Here is a 7,576-nt window from a genome sequence, read left to right on the forward strand (position 1 = left end):
AGGGCAAGCTCACCCACACGGGGCAGCTCGGCGAGGTGATGCAGGAGTCCATCCAGGCCGCGATGACCGTCGTGCGCTCGCGCGCCGACGCGCTCGGGGTCCCGCCGGACTTCCACAACACGCTCGACGTGCATATCCACGTACCCGAGGGGGCGACCCCGAAGGACGGCCCGAGTGCCGGCGTGGCCATGTGCACGGCGCTGGTGTCCGCCTTGACGAAGATCCCGGTGAAGGCAAGCGTCGCCATGACCGGCGAGATCACCCTGCGCGGGGAGGTCTTGCCGATCGGCGGGCTGAAGGAGAAACTCCTCGCGGCGCACCGTGGCGGTATCGAGACGGTGATCATTCCGCTCGAGAACGAGCGCGATCTCACCGAGATCCCGAAGAACATCAAGCAGCATCTGAACATCCATCCGGTGCGTTGGATCGATGAGGTCCTCGACATCGCCCTGACGAAACACCCGGAGCGTATCGCCGCCGAGGCCGACGGAAGCGACCCGATCACGGTGGAGGAGGACAAGCGCGAGGCTCCTGCCGAGCCGGTGCGCGATCAGACCGCTCGGCTCCACCATTGATGTCGACCGGGCCGGGAGGGCTCTCGGGGCGACCCGGGGCCCTCCCGGCCACGGTGCGACCCTCGGATCTCCGTCCCGCGCACATTCCCCGCCGAATCGGGTCCTCGAAGGCACTTCTCCCGATTCCGTCGCAGCGTCTTTGAATCGCCCCGCAGGCGTGTCTCGTCAGTGCGAATCGCGTCTCGGGGGCCAACGTCGCGCCCTGTGCGGTGCGGCTGCGCGCGAGTCGTTCTCGTTTCGTCTACAGAAAGTCGTTTAATCGGAACGAACAGCAAAAAGCCGGTTGCCCTCGTCAGGACTCCGATTTAGCATGCAGCGCAGGTCGGTCGGACCGCCGAGGCGGTGTTGCGGTCCCGCTCATCGGACGGAAGCCGGTTTCGGCTACCTCGACGTCGGGACGCCCATTTGCGCAAAGTGAACGAATCAACAGGGGGAGCAATGAATAAGTCGGAACTCATCGAAAAAATGGCGGATGCCGCGGATATCTCGAAGGCTGCAGCGGGAAAGGCCCTGGATGCCTTCACCGATGGCGTCGCCGGTGCACTCAAGGCGGGTGATACGGTCTCCCTGATCGGCTTCGGAACCTTCGCAGTGAAGGAGCGTGCCGCGCGCACCGGTCGCAACCCCCAGACGGGTGCGGCGATCGAGATCAAGGCATCCAAAACACCTTCATTTAAGGCTGGCAAAGCCCTGAAGGACGCAGTACAATAGTTGTTCGTCTGAGGGGTGCTTAGCTCAGCTGGGAGAGCATCGCCCTTACAAGGCGAGGGTCGCAGGTTCGATCCCTGCAGCACCCACCAAGTGCTTCGAAGTCATATTTTCGGAGCCGAAGTTTTTCGGAGCGGTAGTTCAGTTGGTTAGAATACCGGCCTGTCACGCCGGGGGTCGCGGGTTCGAGCCCCGTCCGCTCCGCCATCACTGCCCGTCGGGGATACCGCCTTCGGTATTCCCGACTTCTTTCCCGGATCCGTCCTCCACCGCCCCATTCAGCAGTTGAAAGCCTCATGCTTCAAGCCATTCGGGAACGTGCCCAGGGCTGGCTCGCCTGGGTCATCGTCGGACTTATCAGTATTCCATTCGCCCTGTGGGGCATCCAGTCCTACCTGGGTGTCGGGGGCGAGCCTGTCGTCGCGAAGGTCAACGGGGTCGAGATCACCGACCGTGATCTGAGCCGGCGTGCGCAACAGGCGCGCATCGAGCTGCGCGAGCGTCTCGGGGCGGCCTACGATCCGGCGCTGTTCGAAGAAGGACGCCTGCGTACCGAGGTCCTCGACGACATGATTCGGCAAACGCTGCTGTTGGACGTGTCCAACCGCATCGGTATGCGGGTCTCGGACGAGGAGGTCCGTCTGCAGATCCTCTCCGAGCCTGCCTTCCAACGCGACGGTCGCTTCGATCGCGAGTCCTACGAGCGATTGCTCCGCCTCCAAGGGCTTTCTCCGGCACAATTCGAGGAGCAGCTGCGTCAGCAATTGATCGGCAACCAGTTACTGCGCGCCGTCGTCGGAAGCGAGCTCGTCACGAGCCGGGAGCTCGGCGACTATCGGCGACTCGCCGGTCAGACGCGCGAGCTGTCGTATGCCGTCATGCCCGCGGCGGATTTCCGCAGCGACGCACCGATCGGTGATGACGAGATTCAGGCCTTCTACGACGCGAACGGGGCGCGTTTCCAAAGCCCTGAAATGGTCAAGCTGGACTATCTGGTCCTCGATGTGGCCGAGCTTGCGAAAGGTGCCGAGATCGGCGACGACGAGCTTCTGCGCGTCTACGAGCAGGATCAGTCACGCTTCGGTCGGCCCGAGCAGCGCAGCGTGCGCCATCTTCTTCTGAATGTCCCGCAAGACGCCGACGACGCTGCGGCGCAGGCCGTCGAGGCGCAGGTTCAGGCCATTCGGGAGCGGATCCTTGCGGGCGAAGCGTTCGACGAGGTCGCGCGAGCCGAGTCGCAGGACCCCGGAAGCGCGAGCGAGGGCGGATCGCTCGGGACCATCGAGCAAGGCATCATGGATCCGGTGTTCGATTCGGTGGCCTTCGCGCTTCCCGAGGGCGAGCTCAGCGAGCCTGTGCGCACGCGCTTCGGCTATCACCTGATCGAGGTGACCGAGATTATCCCGCCGGCGCTGAAGACGTTCGATGAGGTCAAGGAGGAGCTTCGCGCCGAGGTCTCGCGCCAGCGTGCCGAATCGCTGTTCTACGATCTTGGCGAGCGGCTCGCTAATGTGGCCTACGAAACCCCGGACAGCCTGCAGCCTGCTGCGGACGAGCTTGGTCTGACGCTCCTGCAAAGCGATTGGATCGATCGCTCGGGCGGGGAAGGCGTACTCGCGCATCCCCGGGTGACGGGTGCCGCGTTCAGCGACGAGGTTCTCGTGGGTCGCACCAATAGCGATCTGATCGAGCCCGAGCCCGAGGTCCTTCGGGCCGTCGTCCTGCGCGTCGCGGATCACCGTGTGGCGGCGATTCGTCCACTCGACGAGGTGCGCGACGAGATCGTCGAGGAGCTGCGTTCGGAGCGAGCCCGCGTGGCGGCTCTACAGGCGGCCGGGACGGCTGTCGAGCAGCTTCGGCAAGGCGTGAATTGGTCCGAGGCGATGCCCTCGGCGGTGGTCGAGACCCCTGGTGCCGTAGGCCGAGATCTTGCGAGTGTTCCGGCGCCGGTTCGGCAATTGGCCTTTACGCTGCCTGCGCCTGTCGAGGGCACGGCAAGTGTCGGCACGACGGTACTCGAGAACGGTGATGTGGCGGTGATTCAAGTCACCGAGGTCAAGGACGGCGAAGAGACGCCTTCGGAAGGCCCTTCACCCGCATCCGAATCCGAGATGCTCGCCCAATTGCTCGGCCGTCACGTCTACGACGGTATGCTGGGAGACATGCAGTTGCGGGCCAAGGTGGAGCGCAATCCGATCAAGACGACTTCGGACCTCTGATCCGACGACTGGCCCGGCTCCGCCGGTCGCCCCGCCGCGGACAACCGCTCGGGGGGGGCGACCCGGAGCGGCTGCCCGGCCGCCCCGCCGCGACTCTAGCCCAGTCCCAGGATGTGGTACCCGGTATCGACGTACAGCACGTCTCCCGTAATCCCGCTCGCCAGGTCCGAGCAGAGGAAGGCGGCGGCATTTCCGACCTCCTCGATACTGACGTTGCGCCGCAAGGGCGTGCGTTCCTCGACCTTCTTCAGCATGTCGCGAAAATCCGAGATCCCGGCTGCCGCAAGCGTGCGTATGGGTCCGGCCGAGACGGCGTTGACGCGCGTCCCGTGCGGGCCGAGAGAGGCCGCGAGATAACGCATGTTCGCCTCGAGACTCGCCTTCGCCACACCCATGACGTTGTAGTTGGGAACAGCCCGCACGGCGCCCAGATAGGTCATGGTGACGAGCGCGCCGTTGCGCCCCTGCATCATTCCGCGGCCGGCCTTTGCCAGAGCGGCGAAGCTGTAAGAGCTGATGTCGTGGGCGGTTGCGAAGCCTTCGCGTGTGACGGCGTCGACATAGTCGCCCTCGAGCTGATCGCGCGGGGCGAAGGCGACCGAATGGACGATCCCGTCCAAGCCGTCCCAGCGATCGGCAAGCGCGGCGAACAGGGCCTCGATGTCCTCGTCGCTGCCGACATCGAGTGGAAAGGTCAGATCCGAGTCGCACTTGGCCGCCATGTCTTCGACGCGGGATTTGAGCTTGTCGTTCTGATAGGTCAAGGCGATCTCGGCGCCCTCGCGGTGCATGGCCTCGGCACAACCCCAGGCGATGGATCGGTTGCTCGCGACCCCGGTGACGAGGATCTTCTTTCCGCTTAGGAATCCCATAATTCGATATCTCTTCCGTTCAGTGGGTGTTCAATGGGTGGCGCCGCAAGGCGCGCGATTCGGTCGGGGCGGGAAGGGCATGCACGGATGAATTCACCCGAGAGGTTGTCCGCGCAATCGTTTGAAGATCGGGATCGGCGCCGTCGCGGGTCCGACGGTTGAGGTCTGCGCTTCGGCGCGAACACCTCTAGGCCGATGCAATCCCTCTTCTTACCCCCATTTGCCTCGCTAACATTACAGAAACTCGGTTATCGGTGAAAGGGTCAGGCGTGCGGTCAATCGAGCGGTTCGACATCCGAGGGCGTTTTCTGCTTGGCCTGGTCGCCATCCTGCTGGCGGGATGCGGCGAGGCGCCTTGGAATGATCCCTACCCGGCGGGCGACGCGACCGGCAACCGGGTTTACAGCTCGTTCGCCGAGCGCCCCAAGCACCTGGATCCCGCACGCTCCTACAGCGCCGACGAGTATGCCTTCCTCGCACAAATCTACGAGCCGCCGCTGCAGTACCATTTTCTGCTGCGTCCCTATCGTCTGGTGCCGCTTACCGCGCTGGAGGTGCCCGAGCCTGCGTATTTCGACGTCGACGGCAACCCGCTCCCGCAGGATGCACCGGCCGAGTCGATCCATCGCAGCGACTATCTGATCCGCATCCAGCCCGGGATCCGCTACCAGCCCCATCCGGCCTTCGCCGCGGAGGATTCGGGCGACTATCGTTATCATGCCCTGACCACCCGCGATCTGCACGGCATCAACCAGCTCGGAGACTTCGAGCAGACCGGGACGCGCGAGCTGACAGCGGAGGACTATGTCCACCAGATCAAGCGTCTGGCTGCGCCCTGGACACATTCGCCGATCGCCGGGGTGATGCAGAAGCATATCCTCGGGTTCGACGAGTATGCGCAAGGCCTGGCCGAGGCCGTCGAAACGGATCCGTTGCAGCGTGTGGCCCGACTGCGGGACTCCGAGATCGCCGGTGTCGAGGTCGTGGACCCCTACAGCTACCGCATCGGCGTCAAGGGCAAGTACCCGCAGTTCGCCTACTGGCTCGCCATGCCCTTCTTTGCCCCTATGCCCTGGGAGGCGGAGGTCTTCTACGCCCAGCCGGGTCTGCGCGAGCGCAACATCACGCTGGACTGGTACCCCGTCGGCACCGGTCCCTTCATGCTCGGCGAGAACAATCCGAACCTGCGGATGGTGCTCGAGCGCAACCCGAATTTCCGCGGCGAGCCCTATCCGAGCGAGGGCATGCCCGAGGACACGGCATCCGGGATCCTCGCCGATGCCGGCCGGCCGATGCCCTTCATCGAAAAGGCCATCTATAGCCTCGAGAAGGAAAACATCCCGCGCTGGAACAAGTTCCTGCAGGGCTTCTACGACAGCTCCGGGATCGCCTCCGACGCCTTCGATCAAGCCGTTCAGATCGACGCCGGGGGCGAGCCGGTACTCACCGATGCGATGCGCGAGCGCGGGATTACCCTGCTGACGTCGGTCGAGCCATCCGTCATGTATATGGGATTCAACATGCTCGATCCCGTGATCGGCGGGGACTCGGAGCGGGCGCGCCTCCTGCGCCGGGCCATCGCCATCGCGGTGGATTTCGAGGAGTTCATCTCCATTTTCACGAACGGTCGCGGTCTGGTCGCGCAGGGGCCCATCCCGCCCGGGATCTTCGGCTATCGCGAGGGCGAGTCGGGCATCAATCCATTCGTCTACGAATGGGTCGATGGCCGGGCCGTGCGTCGGAGTCTCGACGAGGCGCGCGTCCTGATGGAGCAGGCAGGGTATCCGGGCGGTCGCGACCAAGCGACCGGGCGGGCACTCACGATCAACTACGAGGCGATCGCGACCGGCCCCGACGACCGCGCCCGTCTGAACTGGATCCGCAAGCAGTTCGCCAAGCTCGGCATCGAGCTCGTGATCCGCTCGACCGACTACAACCGGTTTCAGGAGAAGATCCGCAACGGGACCGGTCAGGTCTTCATGTGGGGCTGGAACGCGGACTACCCGGACCCGGAGAACTTCCTCTTCCTGCTCTACGGGCCGAACGGCAAGGTCGAGCATCAAGGCGAGAACGCGGCGAACTATGCCAATCCGGAATTCGATCGTCTCTTCAACGCGATGCGCTTCATGGACGACGGTCCGGAGCGCCAGGCCGCGATCGACCGCATGGTCGAGATCGCTCGCACCGACGCGCCCTGGCTGTGGGGCTTCAACCCCAAGGCGTTCAGCCTGCACCATCGCTGGACGTACAACGCCAGTCCGAATCAGATGGCGAACAACACACTCAAGTATCGGCGGGTCGACCCCGAGATGCGCGAGACGCTGCGCCGTGACTGGAACCCGCCCATCCTCTGGCCGCTGTGGGCGATCGGGGTACTCCTCATAGTGATCATCCTTCCGGCGCTCTGGTTGGTGTGGCGGCGCGAGCGGAGCACCGCGCTGTGACGGCCTACATCATCCGGCGATTGATCTATGCGATCCCGATCCTGATCGGGGTCAACCTCATCACCTTCGTACTCTTCTTCGTGGTCAACGCCCCCGACGACATGGCACGGATGCATCTCGGCGAGAAGAGGGTCACCGAGGAGGCGATCCAGACCTGGAAGCAGGAGCAAGGCTACGATCGACCGCTGCTCTACAACCCGGATGCCTCCGGTCTCGGGCGACTCACGGAGACCATCTTTTTCGAGAAATCGATCCGCTTGTTCGTCTTCGACTTCGGCTCGTCAGACAACGGTCGCGACATCGGCTACGACATCTCACAGCGGATGTGGCCGAGTCTGGCCATCGCCATCCCCGTGCTGCTGGTCGGACTCGCCTTCAACATCTCATACGCGCTCTTCATCGTCTTTTTTCGAGCGACCTATGTGGACATCGGCAGCGTCGTCCTGCTGGTGGCCATGATGTCGATCTCGGGCCTCTTCTACATCATCGGCGGACAGTTTCTGCTCGGCAAACTCTTCCACCTCGTGCCCGTCTCGGGTTACGACACGGGTGTGGAGGCGTGGAAATTCCTGATCCTTCCGGTGATCGTCGGCGTGATCGGCGGGATCGGGGCCGGCACCCGCTGGTATCGCACCCTCTTTCTCGAGGAGATCTCCAAGGACTATGTGCGCACCGCGAGGGCCAAGGGTTTGAGCGAGCGGCGCGTCCTCTTCCGCCATGTCCTGCAGAATGCCCTGATCCCCATCCTAACCGGTGTC

Annotated in this window: 6 protein-coding genes and 2 tRNA genes; 7 read left to right on the forward strand and 1 reads right to left on the reverse strand. The window is 64.0% G+C overall.

The genetic code is table 11. The annotated features are described in order from the left end of the window. The 5 genes from VLR48_RS11055 to VLR48_RS11075 all read left to right on the forward strand — a co-directional run. Nucleotides 1-575, forward strand: a 575-nt coding sequence (locus VLR48_RS11055; protein ID WP_325291839.1) for a S16 family serine protease, incomplete at its 5' end; no start/stop codon positions are given. A 438-nt stretch (nt 576-1,013) separates the two neighbouring features. Further along, nucleotides 1,014-1,286: an HU family DNA-binding protein gene (locus VLR48_RS11060; protein ID WP_093027006.1), complete on the forward strand. Its 273-nt coding sequence runs from the start codon at nt 1,014-1,016 to the stop codon at nt 1,284-1,286. Nucleotides 1,287-1,299: 13 nt separating this feature from the next. Next, nucleotides 1,300-1,375 (forward strand) — tRNA-Val (locus tag VLR48_RS11065). Between the two features lie 38 nt (nt 1,376-1,413). Continuing rightward, nucleotides 1,414-1,490 (forward strand) — tRNA-Asp (locus tag VLR48_RS11070). Nucleotides 1,491-1,579: 89 nt separating this feature from the next. Continuing rightward, a complete protein-coding gene (locus tag VLR48_RS11075; RefSeq protein ID WP_325291840.1) occupies nt 1,580-3,502 on the forward strand; it encodes a SurA N-terminal domain-containing protein in 1,923 nt (640 codons plus the stop codon). Between the two features lie 95 nt (nt 3,503-3,597). Here the strand turns inward: VLR48_RS11075 and VLR48_RS11080 are convergent, their stop codons facing one another. Continuing rightward, nucleotides 3,598-4,374, reverse strand: a complete 777-nt coding sequence (locus VLR48_RS11080) for an enoyl-ACP reductase (protein WP_325291841.1) — start codon at nt 4,372-4,374, stop codon at nt 3,598-3,600. Nucleotides 4,375-4,643: 269 nt separating this feature from the next. Here VLR48_RS11080 and VLR48_RS11085 point away from each other — a divergent pair, with 269 nt between their 5' ends. Together VLR48_RS11085 and VLR48_RS11090 are read left to right on the forward strand one after the other, a co-directional pair. Beyond that, on the forward strand, nt 4,644-6,818 hold the full coding sequence (locus VLR48_RS11085) for an ABC transporter substrate-binding protein (RefSeq protein ID WP_325291842.1): 2,175 nt from the start codon (nt 4,644-4,646) through the stop codon (nt 6,816-6,818). Continuing rightward, nucleotides 6,815-7,576 (forward strand): ABC transporter permease (locus VLR48_RS11090; RefSeq protein WP_325291843.1); only part of this gene is annotated, 762 nt, incomplete at its 3' end. The genes VLR48_RS11085 and VLR48_RS11090, both read left to right, overlap by 4 nt.

This window comes from Thiocapsa sp. (assembly GCF_035467215.1).
Lineage (GTDB): Bacteria > Pseudomonadota > Gammaproteobacteria > Chromatiales > Chromatiaceae > Thiocapsa.

Coding starts and splice junctions, on each gene's coding strand:
- VLR48_RS11080 (WP_325291841.1), bottom strand. CDS start 4,374: ATGGGATTCCTAAGCGGAAAGAAGATCCTCGTCACCGGGGTCGCGAGC.
- VLR48_RS11060 (WP_093027006.1), top strand. CDS start 1,014: ATGAATAAGTCGGAACTCATCGAAAAAATGGCGGATGCCGCGGATATC.
- VLR48_RS11075 (WP_325291840.1), top strand. CDS start 1,580: ATGCTTCAAGCCATTCGGGAACGTGCCCAGGGCTGGCTCGCCTGGGTC.